Here is a 24,907-nt window from a genome sequence, read left to right on the forward strand (position 1 = left end):
TCTCCTTCTTTTTGCTTTCCAAAAACTTTGAATAAAAATAAGACCTACACCTACAACGAGTGCGCTGTCGGCCACATTAAAAATCGGGAAGTCATAACTGCCGATATAAACATTTAGAAAATCAACAACTTCACCACGAAGCAAACGATCGATAAAGTTTCCAACAGCTCCACCTAATACTAGAGCAAGTGCTGTTTTAAGCAATGTATCGTGTGCGTGCTTTTGCAGATAATAAACCACTGCCCCAACAACGATTACCGTAATAACGATAAAAAAGTATCGCTGATCTTGCAGAATACCGAATGCAGCTCCCCTGTTTCGGTGAGAGGTTATGTAGAATACTTGATCAATAACAGGTATAGACTCCCCATATTCCATTTTCTTTACGATTACCCACTTTGTCACCTGGTCGACTGCCAAGATTAACAAAGCTATAAGATAATAAAACAATAGAACTCCTCCGATACAGAAATTAATGTCTTTATGAATTGTAGCACAGCCATCGGACGTTCTACAATTTAATTTGTGCAGGACAACAATGAAGTACTCCATCACAAGAAAAAATCCCGCAAATTGCGGGATTTTCTTTAATTATATTACCTTTATTCTAAAGGATTGGTGCTAATGGCTGATTTTGTTCATTCGCTTCACTGACAAGTTGTTTGTAGCGCAAGGTTGCCGACTCCTACGGGACGAGCGGTCAGGTGGAGACTCCTAATGGCGCAAAGCGGCAGGAGGCTCACCGCACGCCCCGTGGAAAGCGAGCAACCTAGAGCGGAAATCAACCACTTTCAAAAAGATCAGCAATGAATTCGAAAACAGCTCTTAAGCGTAATGCTTCTCAACGATATCTGCACAGCTTGCACAAAGTGTAGGATGGCTCTCATTCTCACCTACATCTTCAGAAACAACCCAGCAGCGTTCACATGTTTCACCTTCAGCAGAAGTTACAGAAACCGCTACATGTTCATACTGTCCTGCTGATTCAGGAGCTTCAGCTTTCACTCCTCCAACTTCAGCTTTAGAAACGATGAAAAGTTTATTCAGGTCTTCTACCGACTCAAGCCATGGTTTTAATGCTTCGGTCGGATAAAGAGTGATTGAAGCAGTTAGAGATTTACCAATTGTTTTTTGACTTCTCGCTTCTTCTAAAGCTTTTAACACTTCATCACGAACATCCATAAATACATCCCAATCTTTTTCAAGCTGTTCTGTACCTTGATAGTTTTTCACTTCTGGCATCGTTGTTAATTGAACACTTGCTTCTTCAGCACCAGGAATGTACTCCCATACTTCGTCTGCTGTGTGTGAAAGGACTGGAGCAGATAGCTTTGTTAGTGCCATTAATGATTCATAAAGCACCGTTTGAATGCTTCTGCGTTTATGATCGTCTTCTGCTTGGATATAAAGCGTATCTTTTGCCATATCCAAATAGAAAGAACTTAACTCGATCGTACAAAAATTATGGATCGTATTATATACCGTGATAAATTGATACTCTTCATAAGCTTTTTCACTTTGGCTACAACTTTGTCTAGTTTAACCATCATGTATTTTTCAAGATCCGGCATTTCTTCAAATGAAACAGAATGCTGCTTTGGATCGAAGCCATGAAGGTTACCCAATAAGAAACGAAGTGTGTTTCTGATCTTACGGTATACTTCAGCTACTTGTTTTAAGATGTCATCAGATACACGCACGTCTGATTGATAGTCTACAGAAGATACCCATAGACGAATGATATCTGCTCCAAGCTGCTTCATAACCTTGATCGGATCAAGCGTATTGCCGATTGATTTACTCATCTTACGTCCTTCTCCATCTAAAACAAATCCATGGCTTAGCACTGCTTTATAAGGAGCCTTTCCAGTGATCGCAACTGATGTAGAAAGCGATGAGTTAAACCATCCACGGTATTGGTCAGATCCTTCAAGATACAGATCTGCAGGACGAACTAAGTTTTCTCTCTCTTCAAGTACACCCCAGTGTGATGTTCCAGAATCAAACCATACATCCATGATATCTGTTTCTTTTGAAAAACGTCCATTCGGGCTATGCGGAGATGTAAACCCTTCAGGCAGCAAATCTTTCGCTTCTCTTTCAAACCAAACATTTGAACCATGCTCTCTAAATAATTCCACAACATGAGCAATCGTTTCTTCCGTAAGAATTGCTTCACCATCTTCACCATAGAATACAGGAATTGGTACACCCCATGCTCTTTGACGGGAAATACACCAATCTTCACGGTCTTTGATCATGTTGTGAAGGCGCGTCTCACCCCAAGTCGGAACCCAGTTCACTTCTTCGATCGCGCGCAGCATATCTTCACGGATTCCTTTAATCGATGCAAACCACTGTGCAGTCGCACGGAAGATTACTGGTTTTTTTGTTCTCCAGTCATGCGGATACGAGTGTGTGATAAATGAAAGCTTTAATAAAGCACCTTTTTCTTGTAATTGTTCGGTGATCGGCTTATTCGCTTCATCGTAAAAGAGACCTTCAAAGCCAGGAGCTTCTTTTGTCATTACACCTCTGTCATCAACAGGGCACAACACTTCAAGGCCGTAACGCTTACCTACTAGGAAGTCATCTTCTCCGTGTCCAGGAGCTGTGTGAACACAACCTGTTCCTGCGTCCGTTGTAACGTGGTCACCAAGCATAACGAGTGAATCACGTCCATATAACGGGTGGCTTGCTACTGCATTTTCAATTTGAGCACCTTTGAAACGTTTAACAACTTCAGCTTGTTCCCATTCGAATTCTTTTGTAAGAGATTCTAATAGTGCTTCTGCAACAACGTATTTACCATTCTCTGTTTGAACAGAAACATAATCCAATTCAGGATGAACGGAGATTCCTAAGTTTGCCGGAATCGTCCATGGCGTTGTTGTCCAGATTACGAGTTTTTCATCTGTATCAAGAACACCATTACCCTCTTTCACATCAAAAGCTACATAGATAGAAGCTGAACGCTTATCTTGATACTCAATTTCAGCCTCTGCTAAAGCAGACTCTGATGATGGTGACCAATAAACAGGCTTAAGTCCTTTATAGATCAAGTCTCTTTTCGCCATCTCGCCAAATACTTCAATCTGTCTTGCTTCATACCCTTTATCAAGTGTGATATAAGGATTTTCCCAGTCACCGCGAACTCCTAGACGTTTGAACTGTTCACGCTGATGATCAACCTGTTTGAGGGCATATTCTTCACAAAGCTTACGGAATTCTGCAACAGTGAGCTCTTTGCGTTTTACTTTCCCGCTTTTTGTAAGTGCCGTTTCAATTGGCAATCCGTGTGTATCCCAGCCTGGAACATACGGTGCATAGTGACCCGTCATGGATTTGAAACGAACAATGATATCTTTTAGGATTTTGTTTTCAGCATGCCCGATGTGGATATCACCATTCGCATACGGAGGACCGTCATGTAAGATAAATGGCGGCAAATCCTTTGTATTTTCAAGCACCATTTCGTAGATGTTTAGTTCTTTCCACTTTTCCTGAACAACAGGTTCTCTTTGCGGAAGATTTCCACGCATCGGAAACTCTGTTTTTGGCATTAATAGCGTGTCTTTATAATTCATAATCTTTCCTCCTTCATTACGATAAAACGTGACAGATGACTTGGCTTTTTAGTAACGTCAGGGAAAACAAAAAACCTTCTCGTCCCCACTGAACTAACAGTAGGGACGAGAAGGTTAACCCGCGGTACCACCCTAATAGGTTTATGAAAAAATCACAAAACCCGCTTAGTCATCCGTAGCGTGGATGAGGCGCCTGAACTTACTGCAAATATTTCAGTCCAAGAACTCAGGGGTGATCTTCAAATACCTCACTATACCAGGCTCGCACCATTTCCCAGTTCGCTTAAATAGAAAGAAAGTATTTTACTGTCCCCGTCTTCGTCACATATTAATCTTAGAAAAGTATATGCGATTTTTTAAATGAATGTCAAGCTTCCGTCTTTACTTCCTGAAGTTCGTAGCCTTCAAGATTTTCAGGAGCATTTAAAGAATCCCAGTCATCATTCTTTAGCATCTCAAGCTGTGCTTCAATCAGCATTCTGAATCGCGTGCGATAAACGGATGACTGTTTTTTCAGTTCATCAATCTCCATTGAGATCTTCCTGGATTTAGATAGTGATTCATTAATGATTCTGTCAGCGTTCTTTTCGGCTTCTTTAACAATTAAGCGCGCTTCTTTTGACGCTGTCCTTTTTACTTCTTCGCCCGTTTCTTGAGCAATTAGAATCGACTTATTTAGTGTTTCCTCAATATTTTTAAAATAAGAGATTTTTTCTTCAAGGTTTGCAACCGTTTCCTCTAATTCTTTCTTTTCACGAATCACTGCTTCATAATCTTTAATGACTTGATCTAAAAAGTCATTAACCTCATCTTCACTATACCCTCTGAAACCTCTTGTGAATTCCTTGTTGTGTATATCCAATGGTGTTAAAGGCACAACGGCCACCTCCATAGATGCATTATTTTTTACCTAATTTCGACAAATTTTCTTACATTCCTTCTTTAGAAGGAAATTATTTTAATAACCCGTAACGGATACGCCATTTTTCTTTTTGGTCGTTCCTTCTATTGCAATCAGCTTGCTTCTGCCAAACCCTCTTACTGAAAGCTCGTCTCCCTCCATTACTTCAGCTGCCACTTGATCCGTAACTTTATGGTTCAATTTTACGCGTCCTTGCTGAATTAATGGAGATGCTTTGCACGTGACAAGTTATATATTTCAGCAACAATGACGTCAAGACGAAGTGATGATACCGTACCGTTTCTTTCGTCATATTCAGTTTTCGATTCAATTAACTGGCTTTCTTCAATAGGAAGTAACTTAACACTGGTTTTCCCTATTTTCGTTAAATTCAGTTCAATGAATCCTGCAATCTCAGTAGCACATATAAATTGAACGTTTTCCCCAGAAATTAAAATATCTCCATATTTCCCCGTTTTACACCGATGTTCATTAACGCACCTAATACGTCTCTATGTTCAATGGTAGAAAACTTTGCGGGGTAGTGAATATCATAAGAAACGATTTGAAAGTCTTCGTTTTTAGATTCCAAATAATCAGGATACAAAAACGCTCGTTTTCGTTCAGAAAAAGAAGAGCCTCCCCATAAAGAGAGGCGTACATCTGTATCACTGCCAACGATCGTCTTAATGATTTCTTGTTCACGAGGATCAAGAAAATCAGTCAGTTTCGGGCTATACCGCTCAGCCACTTCTGATTTCCAATTTAATACACGGTCAATAAACTCATGTTCTTCAGGTCTAAAATGCTGGTAAATACTCATACGGTAACCTTATAGCGAACGAGCGATCATGTCTGCGATCGCACTTACTCCGAAACGAGCAAAGTGCAACGCCATTAGAGCTACGATTGGTGAAAGATCGATCATGCCAAGTGGCGGAATAATCTTTCGGAATGGAGATAAATATGGCTCTACAAGTCTTGCAATAACTTGGCCGATCGATGACTCACGAGCATTTGGAAACCAGGATAAAAGTATGTAACCTATTATCATGTAATAGTAGATTTGGATAAGTGTTAGTACTACATCTTCAATTGCATAAATCATATTCAATAATCGTCACCTGCCTGATTTAATCTTCGTCCATCATTTCTGAAATCGTACCGGATACATCCACATTTTCAGGTGTGCACAAAAATGTGTTTGGCCCTAGCTTTTGAATATCTCCACCGATTGCATAAACAGTTCCTGATAAAAAGTCTACGATGCGTTTTGCTTGATCATGCGGAATTCTTTGCAAATTCATAACAACCGCTCTTCGATTTTTTAATTGATCAGCGATATCTTGAGCTTCCGCATAAACGCGAGGCTCTACTAACACAACTTTAACCTGTTGCTGAATGCTTTGAAGGCTTACAACGTTCGGTTTCCCTTTTTCGTATGAGAAGGTGTAATCTCTTCTTCTTCAGCTACTGAATCATCTTCGTACTCGTTTTCATACTCATAATCGTCCTCAAGATCAAAAAAGCGCTTGAATTTCGTTTTAATTCCCATCTATTCCACCTCCTAAAATTCTTTTCCTACTAAGTTCGTCCCAATTCGAATAAAGGTTGCTCCTTCTTCAACGGCAATTACATAATCGTTTGACATACCCATTGATAGCTCTTTGCAGGGAGCGTGCGGCATTTCTTTTTCCTGTATCTCCAATTGAAGCTGCTTCAATGTTGAAAACACGTTTCTAATTAAAGGTTCATCATTCGTAAAAGGGGCCATGGTCATGAGACCAGCAACTTTAATACGATCGTAGTCTTTTAGTTTATCGACAAAAGGAAGCACATCTTTTACTGCAAGACCATGTTTAGAGTCTTCTTCAGCTACATTTACTTGTACAAAGCATGAAATGGTCTTTCCTGCTCGTTTTTGAATCTCACTCGCTAAACTTAATCGATCTAAAGAGTGAATGTAATCCACATGTTCAATAATATCTTTTACTTTTCTTGTTTGCAGCGATCCAATAAAGTGCCATTTAACAGATAAGTCATGAAGGAATTCTTTTTTGCTTAGAAGTCCTTCGACTCTATTTTCTCCAATATGTTCAACACCTGCTAATACAGCCTCTTTCGTTGTTTCGTTACTCACATATTTCGTAACCGCTATTAAATTAACGCCCTTTGGAGATCTGTTTTTTTCTCGCAGGCAGTTTGAATTTCTTTCATAATATGATCTCTGTTTTCAACGATTCCCAAATCCAGATTAATCTCCTTTCTTGCCTATATAACTCATCATTCTTCCAGTTTTGCCTTTGTCTTTACGGTGTGAAAAAAGATACCATTCTCACAACTCGTACACTGATCTGAAATGATTATGTTTTCTTGAGGTACTCCGGCATGTAGGAGTAACTTTTCATTTAGTCTTTTTAAGTTTAGTTGATATTTTCCGTATTCATTTTTCTTAAAGACGGTACAATCATCCACACCATCCAATGCTGATTTCACTTCATTTATTACTCTTTCATCCACTTCATAACAGCAGTCACCGATAGATGGGCCTATTGCAGCCTGAATGGTCTTAACATCTACATTCTCTTTTTCGCACCACGTCTTAACCATTTTTGGCCCGATATTTGCGACTGTTCCCTTCCAGCCAGCATGCGCAAGACCGATTAACTGTTCATTGGGCGCATAAAAGTATAGTGGTACACAATCAGCATATAGAGAGGTTAAAAGGATATCTTCATCTGACGTGTACAAGGCATCAGTGTCTGGGACAGCCGTTTCAAAATCTAATGAGCCTATGCCACGTTCGTTCTTAGATACCTTAACGATGTTAGCACCATGAACTTGTTTTGAGCCCACCCAGTTTTCCACAGGGAACCCAATTGACTCTGCGAACTCTTTTCGATTTTTTCGAACCATGTCAGGATCATCGTTTACATGAAAACCCATGTTCATGGAGTGAAAGGGCTCTAAACTATTCCCGCCTTCACGCGTTGTAAAACCTGCAACCATTTTAGGATTTTGTTCCTGCCATTTAAGTAATTTAAGGTGCTTTCCAGATTGTTTAAATGTGTTCATATGTAAGGACTCCTCCTGGAAAGTTTTATCTTTATTTTAACACATTTTCTAATGAGAAAGAAAAAAAGAACCGTTTATTTCAATTGATCAAACGGTTCTTTTACATATTCATTTAATTCGCTTGCTTCCATATGTCTGACCAGTATAACATCCGCCCCGATTTTTACAATGTTGCGCCATGGTATCACAATATCATTTTCTCTTGCAAAAAAACCAAGCATCTTGCCCGCTCCTGGGATGATGATCGCATCTATCTTTCCTGTATTTAAATTGATCTCAAGATCTGCTATATGACCGAGCTTTTTTCCGTTTGCTACGTTAACGACATCCTTCACTTGAAAGTCTGATATTTTATTCATCCTTTGATCCCCGCCTTTCTTTTCCATTATATGAAGGACAAAGCTGTTTCATGTTTATGGCCAAAAATAAAAACCCGCATAAAACGGGTTTTAGCTACTTTGAATATTTTTATTCATTTGTGAGATTGCTGCTTTTTCTAGCCTTGAAACTTGTGCTTGCGAAATTCCGATCTCATCGGCTACTTCCATTTGTGTTTTACCTTGAAAGAACCTCATGGTCAAAATCATTTTTTCTCTGTCGTTCAAACGCCGCATTCCTTCTTTTAACGCGATTTCTTCGATCCATTGCATATCCTTAGCCTTATCATCACTTATTTGGTCCATTACAAATATCGGATCTCCACCATCGTTATAGATCGGTTCAAAAAGCGAAACCGGATCCTGGATTGCATCAAGAGCAAACACTACTTCTTCTTTTGGAACATCAAGTGCTTCTGCAATTTGTTGTGCTGTTGGCTCCCGAGATAATTTGTTCATAAGCTGGTCACGAACTTGCAGTGCTTTATAAGCGATATCCCTTAAGCTTCTTGAAACTCGAATCGGGTTATTGTCTCTAAGATATCGGCGAATTTCACCGATAATCATTGGCACTGCATAGGTAGAAAACTTAACATTCTGACCTAGATCAAAATTGTCGATAGACTTCATAAGTCCAATACAACCAACTTGAAATAAATCATCAACATGCTCACCGCGGTTGTTGAATCGCTGAATTACACTCAGAACAAGTCTGAGGTTTCCGTTAACCAAAGTCTCGCGTGCATCAGGATCTCCCTTATGCATCTTATCAAAAAGAATGCGCATCTCTGGATTTTTTAAAACAGGAAGCTTTGATGTGTCAACTCCGCAAATCTCAACTTTATTTCTTGTCAAGTCTTTTCCTCCTGCCGGGAGCTAATTTCAAATTAAGTATCACCGAACGGAGGGAAATTTATGCAATTGTAAATTTTGATTAAATTAGTTAATGATTCAACATCCTATATAGAATAATGTCTAAACCATCTTATTAAATTCTTTTTGAAGCCTTTTAATAATTCTTTTTCGAGTCTGGAAATATAGGATTGAGATATCCCCAGCATGTCTGCTACATCTTTTTGTGTTTTTTCTTCGCCGCCAGATAAACCAAACCGCAGTTCCATGATCTGTTTCTCTCGGTCATTGAGCGTAAACAGTGCTTTTAATAATAACTTTCGATCTACATTTGCCTCGATTCGACGAGTAATGATATCGTCTTCTGTTCCTAAAACATCCGAAAGTAAAAGTTCATTTCCATCCCAATCCACATTTAATGGTTCGTCAAAGGATACTTCAGAACGCGTTTTGTTATTGCGGCGCAAGTACATCAATATTTCATTCTCTATGCATCTGGAGGCATATGTGGCAAGTTTGATCTTTTTTCTGGATTAAACGTATTCACCGCTTTAATAAGACCGATTGTTCCAATACTGATCAAATCTTCTATATTTATTCCTGTATTCTCAAATTTGCGTGCGATGTAAACAACAAGGCGAAGGTTTCGTTCAATTAAAAGTGATTTAGCTGCTTGGTCACCAGAGGGCAGTTTTTCTAGTAGAATTGCTTCTTCTTCTTTACTTAACGGCGGTGGCAATGCTTCATTACCACCGATATAATAGATCTCATCAGACTTGAGTCCAAGTTTAAATAATAACTTATACCAATACATCGTTAATTTAAGACGCCACTTATTGAACATAATAACTCCCCTTTCACCTTATCTTCATACTAAGACGCTTGTACATGTTGCAGATACATCTTCGGGTGCACAATCGCATCAAATTGACCTTCACTTGATAATACAGTCCAGCTTAATCCAATTAAACTTTGCGGAGTAACAACCGACGTTCCATCTTTCTCAATTTCAATGTGATCAGGTTTTAAACAAGCTAAAAATTGCTGATGTCCCACTGCACGATATGGTACGAGTCTAAGTCTGTTCAGCCATGGGTGCTCATTTTCACCGGTGTCCATTGAGAGGACATCCTTAGCAGCGGTTCGAATCACTTCTGGAAATGAATCCCCATGAATGTTCATATCCAGAATCATTACAGGCATTTTAGAGATAGGATCATATAATTTATTACCAGTATCAATAAGTCCATTTGCAGAAATAATGACTTCTCCGATTGAGATTTTTACAGAGACAAGACTGTTGGAATCCATTTTTTCCACAGTAATGTCATCCACTCTTCTCTTAGAGAAAAACATAAGAGCAGGTACACCTGCAGCAACAAACATCCAGCTTATCGGATCACCCATACCTGAACTTTTTGTCGTTATAACTCCATTCATAATCACGGCATCACTTTGCATAAAGTAATGAAGAGCAAAAATTCCACCGCCTGTTACAAAGGAAACAAAATAAAACATGGCAATATTCTTCAATACAAATTTGAATCGCTTAAAGCCGAACGCCACAATCATAATCACAATTGAGAAAAAAACTTTAAGACAGGTTGTGAAAATAACATAAGTTCCGGGTAGATCACTAAAAACACATAACAAGATGCTAATAGTGAAGCAAGAAGGATTCTTGTTTTCGATGCATTGCGCTTAAGCACATACGCTGTTAGAGAGATCAAAACATAATCAATGCAGAAATTAAGAAACCAAATGACGTCCAAATAAAGGGTCATTGGTTTTCTCCTTTCTTAATTTTGAAATTAGTATAACGTATAGGTTGTTTGAAAGTCTGTCAGTTTATGAGAGAAGTATTGTTCTTATTTTCTCTTTTTTTGTCAAAAAAACTTATATGTTAGATATACGCTTTTCGGACAAGAATATGACAAAATTTAAGATTGTTTTCGCATACTTTGTTGCTTTTGGAAGTGAATGATTTCCGTTCCAGGCTGCTCGCTTTCCGCGGGGCAGGCGGTGAGCCACATTCGTACGTTTCACTCTTAAGTGTCTCACCCGCCCGCCTGTCCCGCAGGAGTCTCGCACCTTCCACTTCAATCAACTGTGCAAAGAAGAAAATGAAAAAATATTATAAACCATAAACTTCTAGAAAAAATTCTATTAAATACTTTGAAAATGACCCGATCTTGTTTCAATGAGCCGATTTTTCATTCTTTTTAAAATGAGACAGCTTTTTTATATAAGAACGAGGGTTGAAGTCTGTAAATTTTAAGTGTTGGGGCGAAACGAGGTGCCCACTGCGCGAAACTCAGTTCAGTTGGAGCGAAAAAAGGGTACACCGCGCGAAATTAAGGATGTTTGGAGCGAAACACAACTGAGTTTGAGCGAACGTGTAACAGATAAAAGAACACGTACCGTAAAACTTAAAAAACCGAATTACTGAGCGAAACGTGCTACCCTCGTAAAACATAACGATGATAAAGATATTGGTCGAAGTAACCTTATAATGTGTGTCAGCACTGACCTAGCCACCTTCGTATTTTGCAACCTTACTATTGCTTTCCATAGTCTCACATCTTGCACTCCAATCAACTTATCAATAAAGGTAATGAAGAGATAAAACGAATGAAATAACACGTTTTTTGAGAAGAACATTTTAAAAAAGACAAAACAAAAAAAGCATGCTCTCGTTTTATTGAGAACATGCTTTTACTTTTGTATTTATCTTCTTCTGTTACGACTGCGGTTACGCAGGAATGTTGGGATATCCAGCGTATCTGAATCAGCGTTTGAATAAGAAGTACTTCTTGATTCAGACTGGCTTTCTTCACGTGACTGCCCTTGAGATTGGCTCTGAGGCTGTGATTGGCTTTGTGAAGAATGAGATTGGCTAGATGCAGGAGACTGCTGCATTCTTGGACGCTCAGCTCTCTGTTGATTGTTCACCATTTTTTCAGTTTCATCAAATCCAGTCGCGATAACCGTAACTAAAATTTCATCTTTTAGCTCTTCGTTGATTACGGAACCGAAGATCATGTTAACTTCAGGGTCTGATGCGGAAGAAACAATATCAGCTGCTTCGTTAACTTCATAAAGACTCAAGTTAGCTCCGCCAGTAATATTCATCAATACTCCTTTTGCTCCATCAATTGAAGTTTCAAGAAGTGGAGATGAAATGGCTTTTTTCGCTGCTTCAGCGGCACGGTTTTCACCTGTGCCTACACCAATACCCATAAGTGCAGATCCACGTTCAGTCATGATCGTTTTTACGTCTGCAAAGTCAAGGTTAATCAATCCTGGTACAGCGATCAAATCAGAGATACCTTGTACACCTTGGCGAAGAACGTTATCTGCTTCGCGGAACGCTTCTAACATCGGTGTATTCTTGTCCACGATCTCAAGCAAACGATCATTTGGAATAACGATTAGAGTATCTACTTTTTCTTTCAAAACAGAGATTCCGCCAACAGCTTGTGTAGAACGCTTACGTCCTTCAAACGTGAACGGTCTTGTTACAACACCAACAGTAAGAGCTCCAAGATCTTTAGCGATCTCAGCTACTACAGGAGCTGCACCTGTTCCAGTACCGCCGCCCATTCCAGCAGTTACGAAAACCATGTCAGCACCGCTAAGTGCTTCTTCAATCTGCTCACGGCTTTCTTCTGCAGCTTTCTTTCCGATATCAGGATTTGCGCCTGCCCCTAATCCTCTAGTTAGTTTAGTTCCGATTTGCATTTTTACTGGTGCTTTTGAAAGATTTAGTGCTTGTGCATCTGTGTTCACACAAATAAACTCTACACCTTGTACACCATGCTCAATCATTCTGTTAACCGCGTTGCTTCCGCCGCCGCCAACACCGATTACTTTAATTGTCGCCAATTGATCCATATTCATATCAAACTCTAACATGAGCGTTCCTCCTAATGACTAGTTCCTTAATGTTATTCGAAAAATAAACCAAACCAGTCTTTGACTTTTGATTTCATGCCACCGGGCTGTTTTTCTTGAGCCGGCTTTTGGCTGGATTGTTGTTTCTTCTTTGGTAAAGGTTCTCCAGCGTTTTCAGCTAACGCAGAAGCAACTTCTTTACCTTGTACTTTAATATTTTTGTGAGTGAATTGAATCAATCCAACTCCAGCTGTAAATTTTGGTTCTCTAACTCCGATATAATCCGGCAATGAAACTCTTACATTCTGCTGGAAGATATCTTGAGCGAGTTCCAGTACTCCAGGAATGGCAGCAACTCCACCTGTTATAACAAAACCGCCTGGCAATTCGGAATATCCACGCTGATGCAATTCATCGTCAATCATCTCAAAAATTTCAGCCATGCGGGCCTCAATAATTAAAGAGAGTTCATATTGAGAGATTTCCTGATCTTGTGAAGATCCAATTTGTGAAACGGTAAATGTTTCATCTTTTGAAGCATAATCCACGAATGAATGTCCATGTTTCAATTTGATTTTCTCTGCATCCTCAGCAGATGTCCTTAAACCAATAGATATATCTTTTGTTATAAAGTCTCCGCCGATTGGAAGAACAGATGTAAGCTGCATTGTGCCTTGGTCAAAAACGGAAAGCGTTGTTGAACCACCGCCAATATCAATCAATGCCACTCCAAGTTCCATCTCATCTCGTGAAAGTGCAATAGAAGATGTAGCCAATGGCTCTAAACAAATATCCGCCACTGTAAGTCCTGCTCGCTCTACGCAACGTAATAAATTATGTAAGATTGTTTTGGAACCAGTAATAACCGTTCCTTCCATCTCAAGGCGCACACCTAGCATGCCTCGCGGATCAATAATCTCATCTGTTCCATCAACTATGAACTGTCGAGGAATCACATCTATAATTTCTCGCTCTGGAGGCACTGACATAACTTGAGCTGCCTCTATTACTCTAGCAATATCATCATCACCGATTTCACGATCTTCTCTTGATACTGCTACTACGCCATGACAAGGCTGAAGTTGTATATGGTTTCCTTTCACACCTACTATAACTGCATTGATCGGAATACCTAACATTCTTTCTGCCTGCTCAACGGCCTTTCTTATGGAACGAACAGTTTCATCAATATCTACAATGGAACCTTTTCTGATCCCAGCTGATTTTGCATGGCCAACACCAATAACATTAAAGGATTCACTGGTCATTTCTCCAATGATTACCTTAATATTGGATGTACCGATGTCTAAACTTACATAAATTTCATTGCTGTTCATTCTGTGGCACCTCCTAACCTTTCATCCATTAAATCTTCTTCATCTATAAAAGATGAACGAAATTCCTTGATTTTCGCTTAATTATGGAATAAATTCCACAAACAACGGGTTATCCCTCTTTTTTTTACCGTTTTTTCAAATTTTTTAGGCCTTTTTGCGTGAATCTGACCATTTTGAAATAATTAATCGCCTGATAACAGCAATATTATTAAACAACCTTACACCAAACGCAAAAATTGCGGCTAAATACAGGTCAATACCTAGGTGTACTCCTAAGTAAGCGAGCCCGGCAGCCAGTAAAATATTAAAGAAAAAACCTGTAATGAACACTTTATCTTCAAAACTGCCTTGCAGGTGTGCACGTATACCGCCAAATAGGGTATCTAATGCAGCCAAAACAGCTATTGATAAATAATTTGAGTATTCAGGAGGGACCCGGATATCAGACATGAAACCCAATAACAGGCCTAACAATAGTCCAAGTACCGGTAACCACATCTTAAGTTTCCTCCTTTGCCGGTTTCATAAACTTCACTTTCATACTTTTATCAAAAGCTGGCAGAATTACTTTTGCTGCTGGAGATGATTCTACAAGGAAATTTTCTCGTATAAACTCTTCTACAGCAGGTGATGCAATGATCTTCTGATGAAGTTTTTCATTGTCTTTTGCCAGCACTCTGATTTCAATTGGAAACGAAGAAACAGGCTCATTGTTTATGTAAATGTTGCCATTTACTTCCCGGATCGGTGTTTTCGATACGATACGCTGGCCATCTATACTGATTTCCTTCGCATCATATCTGTTTAACTCATTAACAAGTCTTCTAAGCATATCAGGATCAATCTTCGGCAGAGGGCGATCTACTCCAATTAGCTCGTCATTAAAAGGTTCGATCGTCATTACGATTCCTTGTCCGCTAACTGTCGTTAATCCAGCCTGTTTTTTTAAATCTGACAATGCTTTTTCCATTGCTTGGATTTTTTCACCTTTACCATCACCTTGATACTGATTTAAAAGTTCACTATACCGTTCAAACTCCTCATTAAGCTCCTGCTGACGCTGTTTTTCTTTTTCCAAATCAGCTCTTAATTCCCATAGATCTCTAGTGTCTCGAACGATAGGGTTATTTGTGGTCTCAAATTGGATCGCCAGCATTCCGCCTATTATGAGGGCAATTGTTGCAAACATGAATTGTCTTTCTTTCAACTAACTCATCCCTCTTCTGTAATAAATGGCTCCATCTCGATCGCGCTCTCTTGTTCTACCCTTACTTCTACACCATCATTGACTATTTTATCAACTAAATAGAGATTTAAAGATTTTTCCAATGTGGAAGAATTACCAATAGCGGTAATGACAAATGGTGCAGGATATTGATTTCCATCTACAGATACAACAGGTCCGATACATGCAATATAGGTATCATGAGAAATTCTCTGACCGTTTATCGCAATCGCTTCTGCACCTGATACGTGAAGTTCATCAATAACACTCCTGATATGTTCTTCATGGACGATATAATCGTTAGGGTTCGCCCCTTCCGGGATATAAGAGGAGTCTTGAAGAGTAACCTCCACTCCCTCCCCTTTCACTTTTACATTTCCAACTACCATTCTGAGCTCTTTTAAATCTTCAACTAGTTTAGAAGATATCTCTTCTTGATCAGCCAGCTTGCTTTCTTTCTTCTGAACATCCTGCTGCAGGCCTTTAAGCTCACCTGCTAATCCACGATTTGTTTTTGAAGACTAAGAATCTGGCTGCGCAATGAATCTTCTTTTTTCCATTCATTGTTTTGAACTGCATCGTGCTTTTCAATCTGTGCTCTTTGATAGGAGAAGGATAAAATGAACCCGGTAACGAGAAGGATTAAAGACAGAAAAAGATGCTTCCCATTAATTTTGCTCATTACTTTCCTCCGTAACTGCTCGGTTGTATCTTTCAAAGCGTGTGCTGATTCCTAAATAAAACGTACCTTTTTCATCTGGCTTCAGTTCATCCACTAGAGAAGGATAAGCAGAAAGCCTTTCTGAGAACTTCGAGATCGAAGTAACAACTTTGTTCCCATCTGTCATAAACAATGTTAGCTGATTTGAATTATTTGAAGCGGGTGTATGCGTTATTTCAGATATCCGATGAATGATTCCCTCAGGCAGTTTTTGAAGTTCCTGAGCCATCGTTTCAAGCTGATCAGGATCTTCCCAGCTCACGATAACCGGTGCGTTTACAGGTCTCTCATTCTTTGTAAGAGGCTCTAACATTTTACCGTTCTGAAGCATCGGATAATATGTATTTTCTTTTCTGAAATAACCGACACGCTGAAATTCGCTAACCTTGATTACTACTTGGTTAAAAAACTTTTTTCAATAGATACGGAACTGATTTCTGTGATGCTTTCTAATCTCTCTGCAATGTCGTCTTCTGAAACATTTAAATATTTTGTTTTTGTAGAGACTCTACTTTTTTCCAGAATTTCATTATCGGTAACAAAATAGTTGCCTGAGACCGTAATTTTTTTCACATGACTTAGATCAGATTGAAAATAAACAACGATCATCAATAACAGGAAGAAAAAGGACAAGTAAAAAATAAGACGGCGATTTGCTTTTTGTTTACGGTGTTCTTTCAGCTTCGGAATTCGGTCCTCAATTTTGACAACCTTTACCTTGTCCATCCTCTTCCTCCGATTTATAAATATAGTACAAGAAACCATTAACTGGTGACAGAAATAAAAGAACTTGGCAGTCAGACGCCAAGTCTTCATTAAAGGTACTGATTACAGTCCAACTATCAGAAGAAAACGAAATAAATAGTTCGTTTAGAAACGTCAAAAGTTAATTTTTTCTTGTTCTCTGTATTATAGCACGGATAAGTCCCAATTCAGCACTATTTATCCAATTTTTTGTTAATCATTTCGGCCGATAATTTCAACTTCTGTTTCAAGTTCAACGCCGTGCTTTTCTTTTATTGTTTTTTGAATAAAGCTAATAAGGTCCAATACGTCTTTTGCTTTGGCATCTCCAGTATTTACGATGAAATTTGCATGCATTTCAGATACTTGAGCTCCGCCAATCTGTGTTCCTTTGAGACCTGATGTTTCAATTAACTGACCCGCATAGTTAGGCAATGGATTACGGAACACACTTCCGCAGCATGGGAAGTTCCATGGCTGAGTGTTTTTTCTGTATTCCTTATTTTTTTAAGCTCTGCCATAATGGTTTCTTTTTCACCTTTTTCTAAGATGAGTACTGCCTCAACACAGATTCCGCCCGTTTCTTGAAGTATGGATGTACGGTAAGAAAAACGTAGCTCCTCGTTTGAAAGCCATTTTAATTCACCATCCGGAAATAGGATCAAAGCTTTTTCAACGATCTTTGACATATCTGATCCGTGTGCACCTGCATTCATAAATACGGCACCGCCAAGTGATCCTGGGATACCTGCTGCGAACTCAAGCCCAGTAAATGCTTCACGAGACATTAAAGTCGCAAGAGTAATTAGGGAGTATCCTCCGCCAACTCTTATCTTATTATCATTTTTTTCAAGGTGGTTAAGCCCCTCCCCACTTTGATAACAACACCTTCAATGCCTCCGTCGGCTACTAGAAGGTTCGATCCTCTTCCTATGGCACGAATCGGAGCATTTGCTTCTTTAATATGAGTTAAGGCTTTTTTCAAACTTTCAATGTCTTTTGGCTCATAATAAAGATCGGCAGGTCCACCAATTTTTAAAGTGGTATGATTTTTCAATGGTTCATTAACAAGTACTGTTCCTAGATCTTCATTTTTTAATGTTTCCGCTAATTGGCTATACATCATAAAACCCCTACATTCATACGCATCATTCTATTTATATGCTATGCGTTAATCTTTTCCATGTTTTCGATGTTCATAAACATCGACAAAGTAGTATTCGAATGAATTGCTGATTTTGTTGCTTGTTTTTAAAAGAAAACCACTGGATGCTCTTGAAAGTGGTTGATTTCCGCTCCAGGCTGCTCGCTTTCCGCGGGGCAGGCGGTGAGCCACATTCATTACGTTTCACTTTTAAGTGTCTCACCTGCCCGCCTGTCCCGCAGGAGTCTCGCATCCTTGCGCTCCAATCAACTTTTCAATGATGGCTTAATACATTTTGAAAGCAAAATTCTTTTAGAAAACAACTAAAGAAACAGAAGATACCCTGCCATAATTGACAGGGTATTGTCTTTAAATCGCTATGTTTAGAATAAGAGAAATTCCATTGAAACTCAAGTATTAATACCTTGAATAGCGGCTTATATTGAGGATTACCCCAATTGAAGCAAGCATCAAAGTCAGAGAAGATCCTCCGTAACTTAAAAATGGCAATGTTATACCTGTAACTGGCATCAAGCCGGTTACTACTCCGATGTTAATCATGACTTGAATGGCAACCATTCCAATGATTCCAATCGCTAAGAAGCTTCCGAATAGATCTGGAGCACCTAATGCAATTCTAATTCCACGCCACAGGAGCAGGCTGAACAGAATTAAAACAAAAACAGCACCGATAAATCCAAGTTCCTCAGAAAGTATCGCAAAGATAAAATCGGTTTGTGGTTCCGGCAGATAACCGAACTTCTGTCTGCTCTGACCTAATCCTAATCCAAGAAGCCCTCCAGGTCCAAGTGAATAGAGAGACTGGATAATCTGAAAGCCGCTGCCTAATGGATCGCTCCAAGGATCAAGGAATGACGTAATCCTTTTAATCCGATAAGGAGCTGAAATGATTAATCCTGCAAGTCCTATAAGACCAATCAAACCCATACCTACAAAATGAGAGATGCGCGCACCTGCTACAAACACCATGACAATACTCGTTCCAACCATAACAGCCCCTGTACCCAAGTCAGGCTGAAGCATGATCATAGCAAAAGCTACCATCACTAATCCGAGTGTAGGAAACAAACCCTTTTTAGTGAAGTGATCTTTTTTTGGTGCTCTGATAAATATTTCGCTAAAAAAGTAATCATGGCCAGTTTCATAAATTCAGAGGGTTGTATAGAGAAAGCTCCTACACCAATCCAGCTTCTTGCACCACCACGCACCATTCCTACACCTGGAATAAGGACTGCAATCAACAACACGAAACAAATAATCAAAAGAATCTTAGACCAGACTCTCCATGTCATATAGTTGATGTTCATAATAAAAAACATCGCTGCAATCCCCACACCGGCAAACAATAACTGTCGTTTAGCAAAAAAGAAAGCATCATCAAATTTGTATAGACCTAAATCCGCACTGGCGCTATAAACCATTATTATTCCAATGGATAACAATAATAGCGTAACCACAATCATGATAATATCAGGGGTTGATCTCGTTGCAGGCAAAGGGAAACACCTCAACTCTTATTATTTGTACAAACCTTATTTAAGTTTATGCACGGAGTTGATAAACATGTCCCCTCTTTGTTCAAAAGTCTTATATTGATCCCAGCTTGCACAAGCAGGAGATAACAATATAACGTCTTCTTCATGAGAAAGGCTGTAAGCAAGGGGAACAGCTTCTTCCACATTATCAGCACGTTTAATGTTTTCTATTCCTGCTTGTTTTCCTGCATCAGCTAGTTTTTCAGCCGTCTGGCCAAATGTAACCATCGCTTTAACATTTTTTAATGCCGGAATGAGATCGTCAAACGAATTGCCTCTGTCAAGTCCTCCAGCCAATAATATGACTGGGTTTTGAAATGCTGATAGTGCAGCATTTGTTGCTAATATATTCGTAGCTTTGGAGTCATTGTAAAAGCGCCTTCCGTTTTTTTCCTCAACATATTGAAGTCTGTGTTTCACTCCAGGGAAGGTAGTTAAAACTTGATGGATCTGTTCTATATTAGCACCTGCTAATATTGAAGCGGCTACCGCAGCCATAATGTTATAAAGATTATGCTTACCTGGAAGAACGATCTCTTTTAATTCAATTACTTTTTGCTCCTGAAAATAAAGAGTATCTGCTTTTATGTAAGCCCCTTCTGTACAATTCTTCGTAACGGAAAAAGGAATGTGCTTGGCGCGAGAGCTCTTCATCAACGCTGCTACTTTTTCATCATCAGCATTATAGATCGTATAATCAGACGAATCCTGGTTCTCAGCTATCTTCGCTTTCGCTCTTCCATATTCATCTATGGAACCGTGATAATCTAAATGTGCTTCAAAAAGATTCAGAAAAACTGAAATTTCCGGTTTGAATCGTTCAGTTCCCATTAGCTGAAAACTGGATAGTTCCGCTACTAAAATGTCCTCGGGTGTTGATTCGGCAGCAACCTGAGAAAATACAGTTCCTATATTTCCTGCTACAATTGGTGTTCTTGCGCTATTTTTTAACATATCACCAATGAGTGTTGTAGTTGTTGTCTTTCCATTAGAACCTGTTATTGCAATGATAGGTGCTTCAGAGATCTGCCCTGCAATTTCCACTTCTGTATAGATTGGAATGTTGCGCTTAACCGCTTCAGCTATCAATGGATTCTGATATGGAATTCCCGGATTCTTCACAATAAAATCTAGATTTTTATCAAGCAATGTTAATGGATGAGCTCCACAAACAACTTCAATACCAAGCTGTTCCAGTTTCTCTGCTTCCATATTTCCTTCTCTAGGGCTTTTGTCATTCACAAATAAATGCGCCCCAAAAGAATGAAGCAGTTTTGCTGCAGCAAAACCGCTTTTGGCTAAACCAACAATTAAGATATTCTTATCCTTAAAGAATTCAGTGTTTTTCATCTAAACCCACACCTCTAAATATATTCCTAATGCTGCAAACACAAGTCCTACAAGCCAGAACGTTACAACGATACGCCATTCACTCCAACCAGATAATTCATAATGGTGGTGAAGCGGACTCATCTTAAATACACGTCTGCCTGTTAGTTTAAAGAAGTAACTTGAATCATGACAGAAAGTGTTTCAATAACGAAAACTCCCCAATGATAACAAGCAAGATCTCTAATTTTGTTAAAATCGCCACAGCACTTATAGCTCCACCAAGCGCAAGTGACCCTGTATCCCCCATAAAAACTTTTGCGGGGTGGGCATTAAATACTAAAAACCCAAGTACAGCACCTACTACCGCTACAGAGAATATTGCAGCTTCAAACTGGAGAATGGTAGAAGATAGTACTGCAAATGCACCAAATGCAATGGCAGCTGTGCCCGCAAGCAACCCATCCAATCCATCTGTAAGGTTAACTGCATTGGAAGCACCGATCAGCATAAAAACAACTAAAACCGGATAGAACCAGCCAAGATCAAAAGAAAAATCAGTACCAGGAACGGAAATAACCGTTGAGAAATCGATTGCTCTTAAACCTAAGAAGAAGAGAGCGGCAATGATCAACTGGCCGATCAGCTTTTGTTTGGATGTTAATCCTAAGTTTCTCTTTTTCACTACTTTTATAAAATCATCTAAAAATCCAATGAGTCCATATCCTAATGTTACGAGGATAAGCAAGTGCGTTTCAGCTGTAATGGCAAAAAACTTCGCTGTCATCGCATAAGTTGCTACCACTAGCGCCAGTACAATTACAATTCCACCCATTGTAGGTGTTCCTTGCTTCTTTTGATGAGATTTTGGGCCTTCGTCACGAATGCTCTGCCCAAATTTCAATCTTCTTAAAAACGGGATAAAAAAGGAGAACTTAATACCGCGATTAAGAAGGATGCTACTAAAGTAAATAATAAGACTTGCTCAATCATTTTTTCGACTCCTGTTCTTCTTCTAAAAATGTAGATATAAGGGTTTCAAGTACCATCCCTCTGGATGCTTTAAAAAGAATAGCAGTGTCTTTCGATAACAAACTTTCGATTGGTTTTATTGCTTCTTCTTTTGTGAGACATTGAACAACTACGAGATCTTTTCGCTTCTGTTTCTTCAATTCATCTGCAATCCAAGCACCTTTTTGCCCTACACAAATTACATGGTTAATGGAATTGTCCACATGATTTGCAATTTTCCTATGCATTTCTTCCTCATTTGAACCTAGTTCGTACATATCACCAAGAACGGCAACTTTATTAGAGTAGTCCTTCAATTCAGAGAGTGTTTCTAAAGCAGCAATCATACTCGTAGGACTTGCATTGTAAGCATCGTTAATAAGCAGTGTTTCCTTCTTGCCGCTTTTCATTTCAAGTCTCATCGATGTTACTTTAAGACTCTCAAGACCATCTAAAATTTTATTTTCTTCTATATTCAAGTAATGCCCAATTGCTATGGCATATGCTGCATTTTTAATATTATGGCGCCCCAGCATCGGAATACGATAAACGGTTGTACCTTCTTCTAAAGTAAAGGAAACACCTTTCGCATCCGTTTTAATGTTGGAAAGTTTTAAAGTGGATGAATCTCCAAATCCAACTTGCAGTACATTTTCACCTTTGACATGAGAAAGAAGCGGTTCGTCTCCATCGATGATGAACAACCCGCCTTGCTTTAATCCATCTGCGATCTCAAGCTTTGCTTTTGCGATTCCTTCACGGCTCCCAAGCTGTTCAAGGTGACTCTCACCTATATTTGTAATAACGGCTACATCTGGTTCTGCAATCTTGCTTAACAGAGAGATTTCACCATAATCACTCATACCCATTTCGAGAATTAATACTTCAGTCGTCTCATCCATAGCCAGAATCGTTAAAGGCATTCCAATATGATTATTGTAGTTTCCTTGTGTCTTATAGGTTTTGAAATTTGCAGAAGACACACATTCAATCATATCTTTCGTAGTTGTCTTTCCATTGCTGCCTGTTACAGCAACGACAACTGGGTTAATCTTTTTAGATAGAATTTTGAGATCTTCTGTAAAAATTCTACTGTGTCAGTCGTGTAAAGAACAGGAAAATCATCTGGTAATCCAGCAGGCAGTTCTTTTCCTTCTTGCCAGATGGTAGCCGTACAGCCTTGTTGAATGGCATCCAGCAAGAAGTCATGACCATCAAAACGCTCTCCCGCTATCGGCAGATATAGAGAATTATTGCTTTTTTGTCTTGTATCTTTTGAAACTCCATCTAATAGCAGATTATCTTTTTTCCGGTCGACCGGTCTGCTAATGTGATCAGTTCTTTGATGTCTAATTTCATTTTTTCACCGCCTTAATCGCTTCCTTCGCAACGACTCTATCATCGAATTCCAACACGTCTTTACCGATGATCTGATATGTTTCATGCCCCTTGCCGGCAATTAGAATAACATCATCTGTTTTAGCGCGTTCAACTGCATATTCAATCGCTTTTTTACGATCTGGAATCGTTACATAATTACCTTCGTCTGCACCTTCTTCCATATCTTTTAAGATTTGAAGAGGATCTTCAGTACGAGGATTATCACTTGTGAAAATAGCACTGTCAGCTAGATTCGCAGCAATTCCTGCCATTATCGGACGTTTCGTTTTATCACGATCACCACCGCAGCCAACAATAGCAGTAATTTTCCCTTTTGCAAATTCTTTAATGGTTCTTAACACATTCTCCAAGCTATCTGGTGTATGTGAGTAATCGACGATCACTGTAAAATCCTGTCCTGCAATGACTGGCTCAAATCGTCCTGAAACTCCAGTTACCTCCTGAAGAGTGGAAAGGATCTGATCAAGATCTAACCCAGACAACAAACAAGCAGTCGTAGCTGCAAGTACATTATACACAGAAAATTTACCGATAAGTTTAAGTGTAACTTCTCTCGAGCCAATCGGTGTATGCAAAGTAAATGTCGTACCTTGAGATCCAATTGTTATGTTTGTCGCACGAATATCACTCTCATTATCGATTCCAAATGAGATTACTTGTGCTGATGTTACTCTCTCGAAAATTTTGGAAGCAGGATCATCATTGTTTAGAACTGCCACTTTTCGATCAGTCTTTTGATAAGTATTCCCCAATTGAGAAAACAAAAGACTTTTTGCAAACTGGTATTCTTCCATATTTTTATGGTAGTCCAAGTGATCTTGTGTCAGGTTTGTAAACACTGCAATATCAAAATCACACCCCCATACTCTTCCTTGGTCCAAGGCATGTGAAGAAACTTCCATCACAGCTACATCTACTTTTTCTTCTGTCATTTGATGAAAAGCATTCTGCAAAAATAATGAATCAGGTGTAGTATTGGCTACTTTAAATTTGCGGTCTTTTATTCTCATCTCAATCGTACCGATCATTCCAGTACTCTTACCAGCGTCTCTAAACACTTTTTCAATTAGATACGATGTTGTCGTCTTTCCGTTTGTCCCCGTTATACCGATTAAGTGCATCTTTTGTGATGGATGGCCATAAAAGGCATCAGCTAAAACAGCGAGAGCTTTTTTGTGTTTTTAACTTTTATCACTGGAATGTTTACATCAATATCTTTTTCAGCTAAAATGGCCGCTGCACCATTAGCCGCAACCGTTTGGGCAAAATCATGGCCGTCGAAGATAAGTCCTTCCATACATACAAAAAGACAGCCTTTCCCAGCTTTCCTGGAATCCATTTCAATGGAGGTAATTTCAGGATTGGCTTCAATATCCATTTCATAGTTCACTAAATATGTAAGCAATTCTTTTAATTCCATTAATCCTGATCTCTCCTCTAATCATCTTTAAAAAGTACTTTTAGGTTATTATCGTAGACCTTGTTGCTCTTGGATGTAGTTGATCTCCATTACAGATGCTCGCTTTCCGGGGGCGTGCGGTAAGCCAGCTTGTCGCTACGCACCTGCTGTGTCTCACCTGTCACGCTAATCCCCCAGGAGTCTCGCATCTTCCACTCCAATCAACTTATCAATGAAGATAAAGAACAATACAAGCAAAAGACAACAATCTTTTAGATATGTGCTTTTAGAAAATAGCCTACTTTTAAGAAAAATAAGCCAAGGCAAGATTCCGCGCTTGGCTATGTGTACATC

At 39.2% G+C, this 24,907-nt stretch carries 18 protein-coding genes, 11 pseudogenes and 1 other annotated feature; all 29 genes and pseudogenes read right to left on the reverse strand.

Features of this window, described 5'->3' with window-relative positions; all coding sequences use genetic code 11:
* Positions 1–9 precede the first annotated feature (9 nt).
* A pseudogene (gene lspA, locus ACEWFH_RS13405) lies at positions 10–552 on the reverse strand (signal peptidase II); the annotation flags it as partial.
* Positions 553–825: 273 nt separating this feature from the next.
* Positions 826–3,587, reverse strand: a pseudogene (ileS, locus tag ACEWFH_RS13410) (isoleucine--tRNA ligase).
* A gap of 98 nt (positions 3,588–3,685) precedes the next feature.
* Positions 3,686–3,915: a binding site (T-box leader), on the reverse strand.
* A 39-nt stretch (positions 3,916–3,954) separates the two neighbouring features.
* Positions 3,955–4,464, reverse strand: coding sequence for a DivIVA domain-containing protein (locus ACEWFH_RS13415; RefSeq protein WP_473724406.1), 510 nt, complete (start codon positions 4,462–4,464; stop codon positions 3,955–3,957).
* A 76-nt stretch (positions 4,465–4,540) separates the two neighbouring features.
* A pseudogene (locus ACEWFH_RS13420) lies at positions 4,541–5,311 on the reverse strand (YlmH family RNA-binding protein).
* A gap of 9 nt (positions 5,312–5,320) precedes the next feature.
* On the reverse strand, positions 5,321–5,596 hold the full coding sequence (locus ACEWFH_RS13425) for a YggT family protein (RefSeq protein WP_394605743.1): 276 nt from the start codon (positions 5,594–5,596) through the stop codon (positions 5,321–5,323).
* Between the two features lie 25 nt (positions 5,597–5,621).
* Positions 5,622–6,043: pseudogene (locus ACEWFH_RS13430) on the reverse strand (cell division protein SepF).
* 12 nt (positions 6,044–6,055) lie between these two features.
* A pseudogene (locus ACEWFH_RS13435) lies at positions 6,056–6,735 on the reverse strand (YggS family pyridoxal phosphate-dependent enzyme).
* Between the two features lie 36 nt (positions 6,736–6,771).
* Positions 6,772–7,563 carry a peptidoglycan editing factor PgeF gene (gene pgeF / locus ACEWFH_RS13440; RefSeq protein ID WP_473724407.1) on the reverse strand — a complete coding sequence of 264 codons (792 nt, stop codon included), beginning with the start codon at positions 7,561–7,563 and terminating at the stop codon, positions 6,772–6,774.
* A 74-nt stretch (positions 7,564–7,637) separates the two neighbouring features.
* Positions 7,638–7,922: a YlmC/YmxH family sporulation protein gene (locus ACEWFH_RS13445; RefSeq protein ID WP_066289211.1), complete on the reverse strand. Its 285-nt coding sequence runs from the start codon at positions 7,920–7,922 to the stop codon at positions 7,638–7,640.
* A gap of 90 nt (positions 7,923–8,012) precedes the next feature.
* Complete coding sequence (sigG, locus tag ACEWFH_RS13450; RefSeq protein ID WP_066240567.1) at positions 8,013–8,795, reverse strand: RNA polymerase sporulation sigma factor SigG; 783 nt, start codon at positions 8,793–8,795, stop codon at positions 8,013–8,015.
* Positions 8,796–8,915: 120 nt separating this feature from the next.
* Positions 8,916–9,636 (reverse strand): annotated as a pseudogene (gene sigE, locus ACEWFH_RS13455) (RNA polymerase sporulation sigma factor SigE).
* Positions 9,637–9,665: 29 nt separating this feature from the next.
* A pseudogene (gene spoIIGA / locus ACEWFH_RS13460) lies at positions 9,666–10,576 on the reverse strand (sigma-E processing peptidase SpoIIGA).
* Positions 10,577–10,688: 112 nt separating this feature from the next.
* The gene (locus tag ACEWFH_RS13465) at positions 10,689–10,883 is read right to left on the reverse strand and encodes a hypothetical protein (protein WP_473724408.1); all 195 of its coding nucleotides are present in this window, start codon (positions 10,881–10,883) and stop codon (positions 10,689–10,691) included.
* A gap of 636 nt (positions 10,884–11,519) precedes the next feature.
* The gene (ftsZ, locus tag ACEWFH_RS13470; protein WP_473724409.1) at positions 11,520–12,707 is read right to left on the reverse strand and encodes a cell division protein FtsZ; all 1,188 of its coding nucleotides are present in this window, start codon (positions 12,705–12,707) and stop codon (positions 11,520–11,522) included.
* 32 nt (positions 12,708–12,739) lie between these two features.
* A complete protein-coding gene (gene ftsA / locus ACEWFH_RS13475) occupies positions 12,740–14,023 on the reverse strand; it encodes a cell division protein FtsA (protein WP_066240556.1) in 1,284 nt (427 codons plus the stop codon).
* 144 nt (positions 14,024–14,167) lie between these two features.
* The gene (locus ACEWFH_RS13480) at positions 14,168–14,521 is read right to left on the reverse strand and encodes a small basic family protein (RefSeq protein ID WP_066240553.1); all 354 of its coding nucleotides are present in this window, start codon (positions 14,519–14,521) and stop codon (positions 14,168–14,170) included.
* 1 nt (position 14,522) lies between these two features.
* Positions 14,523–15,230, reverse strand: coding sequence for a DUF881 domain-containing protein (locus tag ACEWFH_RS13485; protein WP_473724410.1), 708 nt, complete (start codon positions 15,228–15,230; stop codon positions 14,523–14,525).
* A gap of 5 nt (positions 15,231–15,235) precedes the next feature.
* Positions 15,236–15,637: a DUF881 domain-containing protein gene (locus ACEWFH_RS13490; RefSeq protein WP_473724411.1), complete on the reverse strand. Its 402-nt coding sequence runs from the start codon at positions 15,635–15,637 to the stop codon at positions 15,236–15,238.
* A gap of 107 nt (positions 15,638–15,744) precedes the next feature.
* Positions 15,745–15,930 carry a hypothetical protein gene (locus ACEWFH_RS13495; protein WP_473724412.1) on the reverse strand — a complete coding sequence of 62 codons (186 nt, stop codon included), beginning with the start codon at positions 15,928–15,930 and terminating at the stop codon, positions 15,745–15,747.
* Positions 15,917–16,360 (reverse strand): cell division protein FtsQ/DivIB, encoded by a 444-nt coding sequence (locus ACEWFH_RS13500; protein WP_473727299.1) that lies wholly within the window; start codon positions 16,358–16,360, stop codon positions 15,917–15,919. The genes ACEWFH_RS13495 and ACEWFH_RS13500 overlap by 14 nt, the downstream gene beginning before the upstream one ends.
* Positions 16,361–16,362: 2 nt before the next feature.
* Positions 16,363–16,695 (reverse strand): cell division protein FtsQ/DivIB, encoded by a 333-nt coding sequence (locus ACEWFH_RS13505; protein ID WP_473724413.1) that lies wholly within the window; start codon positions 16,693–16,695, stop codon positions 16,363–16,365.
* Between the two features lie 231 nt (positions 16,696–16,926).
* Positions 16,927–17,836: pseudogene (gene murB, locus ACEWFH_RS13510) on the reverse strand (UDP-N-acetylmuramate dehydrogenase).
* Positions 17,837–17,909: 73 nt separating this feature from the next.
* On the reverse strand, positions 17,910–18,110 hold the full coding sequence (locus tag ACEWFH_RS13515; protein ID WP_473724414.1) for a hypothetical protein: 201 nt from the start codon (positions 18,108–18,110) through the stop codon (positions 17,910–17,912).
* Between the two features lie 164 nt (positions 18,111–18,274).
* A pseudogene (gene spoVE, locus ACEWFH_RS13520) lies at positions 18,275–19,341 on the reverse strand (stage V sporulation protein E).
* A gap of 69 nt (positions 19,342–19,410) precedes the next feature.
* Positions 19,411–20,763, reverse strand: coding sequence for a UDP-N-acetylmuramoyl-L-alanine--D-glutamate ligase (murD, locus tag ACEWFH_RS13525; RefSeq protein WP_473724415.1), 1,353 nt, complete (start codon positions 20,761–20,763; stop codon positions 19,411–19,413).
* Positions 20,764–21,735: pseudogene (gene mraY, locus ACEWFH_RS13530) on the reverse strand (phospho-N-acetylmuramoyl-pentapeptide-transferase).
* Complete coding sequence (locus ACEWFH_RS13535) at positions 21,732–22,841, reverse strand: UDP-N-acetylmuramoyl-tripeptide--D-alanyl-D-alanine ligase (RefSeq protein WP_473727300.1); 1,110 nt, start codon at positions 22,839–22,841, stop codon at positions 21,732–21,734. The pseudogene mraY and the gene ACEWFH_RS13535 overlap by 4 nt, the downstream one beginning before the upstream one ends.
* Positions 22,781–23,107 carry a Mur ligase domain-containing protein gene (locus ACEWFH_RS13540; protein ID WP_473727301.1) on the reverse strand — a complete coding sequence of 109 codons (327 nt, stop codon included), beginning with the start codon at positions 23,105–23,107 and terminating at the stop codon, positions 22,781–22,783. Before ACEWFH_RS13540 ends, ACEWFH_RS13535 begins: the two co-directional genes overlap by 61 nt.
* Before the next feature lies 1 nt (position 23,108).
* Positions 23,109–24,574: pseudogene (locus ACEWFH_RS13545) on the reverse strand (UDP-N-acetylmuramoyl-L-alanyl-D-glutamate--2,6-diaminopimelate ligase).
* Positions 24,575–24,907 lie beyond the last annotated feature (333 nt).

This window comes from Fictibacillus sp. EA-CB0309, assembly GCF_055814265.1.

Bases quoted from the DNA above. Each gene is read 5' to 3' on its own strand.
- ACEWFH_RS13425 (WP_394605743.1), bottom strand. From the start codon at position 5,596: ATGATTTATGCAATTGAAGATGTAGTACTAACACTTATCCAAATCTAC.
- pgeF (WP_473724407.1), bottom strand. From the start codon at position 7,563: ATGAACACATTTAAACAATCTGGAAAGCACCTTAAATTACTTAAATGG.
- ACEWFH_RS13445 (WP_066289211.1), bottom strand. From the start codon at position 7,922: ATGAATAAAATATCAGACTTTCAAGTGAAGGATGTCGTTAACGTAGCA.
- ftsZ (WP_473724409.1), bottom strand. From the start codon at position 12,707: ATGTTAGAGTTTGATATGAATATGGATCAATTGGCGACAATTAAAGTA.
- ftsA (WP_066240556.1), bottom strand. From the start codon at position 14,023: ATGAACAGCAATGAAATTTATGTAAGTTTAGACATCGGTACATCCAAT.
- ACEWFH_RS13480 (WP_066240553.1), bottom strand. From the start codon at position 14,521: ATGTGGTTACCGGTACTTGGACTATTGTTAGGCCTGTTATTGGGTTTC.
- ACEWFH_RS13490 (WP_473724411.1), bottom strand. From the start codon at position 15,637: ATGGTAGTTGGAAATGTAAAAGTGAAAGGGGAGGGAGTGGAGGTTACT.
- ACEWFH_RS13495 (WP_473724412.1), bottom strand. From the start codon at position 15,930: ATGAGCAAAATTAATGGGAAGCATCTTTTTCTGTCTTTAATCCTTCTC.
- ACEWFH_RS13505 (WP_473724413.1), bottom strand. From the start codon at position 16,695: ATGGACAAGGTAAAGGTTGTCAAAATTGAGGACCGAATTCCGAAGCTG.
- ACEWFH_RS13515 (WP_473724414.1), bottom strand. From the start codon at position 18,110: ATGCGAGACTCCTGCGGGACAGGCGGGCAGGTGAGACACTTAAAAGTG.
- murD (WP_473724415.1), bottom strand. From the start codon at position 20,763: ATGAAAAACACTGAATTCTTTAAGGATAAGAATATCTTAATTGTTGGT.